1 protein-coding gene is annotated in these 853 nt (G+C 63.3%); it reads right to left on the reverse strand.

Annotation, left to right across the window (positions count from 1 at the left end; translation table 11 throughout):
- A partial coding sequence (locus ADK54_RS15260) for a beta-ketoacyl synthase N-terminal-like domain-containing protein (RefSeq protein WP_199826973.1) occupies positions 1-853 on the reverse strand: 853 nt, incomplete at both ends.

Below are 853 nucleotides of genomic sequence, written 5' to 3' on the forward strand. Positions count from 1 at the left end.
TCGGTGTCGGTGTCGGCGGGTTCGGGCTGTTCCAGGATCACGTGCGCGTTCGTACCACTGATCCCGAAGGACGACACACCCGCACGACGCGGCCCATCCCCCCGCTCCCACTCAACCGCAGACGTCAACAACTCAACCGCACCAGCATCCCAGTCCACATGCGACGACGGCTCACCCACATGCAACGTCCGCGGCAACACACCATGACGCATCGCCAACACCATCTTGATCACACCCGCGACACCCGAAGCCGCCTGCGCATGACCAATATTGGACTTCACCGAACCCAACAACAACGGCCGACCCACCGACCGCTCCTGACCATACGTCGCCAACAACGCCTGAGCCTCAATCGGATCACCCAACGTCGTACCCGTACCATGCGCCTCCACCACATCCACATCCGCCGCCGACAGACCCGCACTCGCCAACGCCTGCCGAATCACCCGCTGCTGCGACGGACCATTCGGCGCCGTCAAACCATTCGACGCACCATCCTGATTCACCGCACTACCCCGCACCGTCGCCAAGACCCGATGCCCATTGCGGCGCGCATCCGACAAACGCTCCAACACCACAATCCCGGCACCCTCCCCCCAACCCACACCATCAGCCGCATCAGCAAACGCCTTACAACGCCCATCCAAGGACAGCCCACCCTGACGCGAGAACTCCACGAACGTCGACGGCGTCGACATCACCGTCACACCACCCGCCAGCGCCAACGAACACTCACCCAGACGCAACGACTGCGCCGCCAGATGCAACGCCACCAACGACGACGAACACGCCGTATCCACCGTCACCGCCGGACCCTCAAAACCAAAGGTGTACGACACCCGACCCGAAGCGA

This window comes from Streptomyces sp. WM6378, assembly GCF_001279695.1.
Taxonomy (GTDB): Bacteria; Actinomycetota; Actinomycetes; order Streptomycetales; family Streptomycetaceae; genus Streptomyces.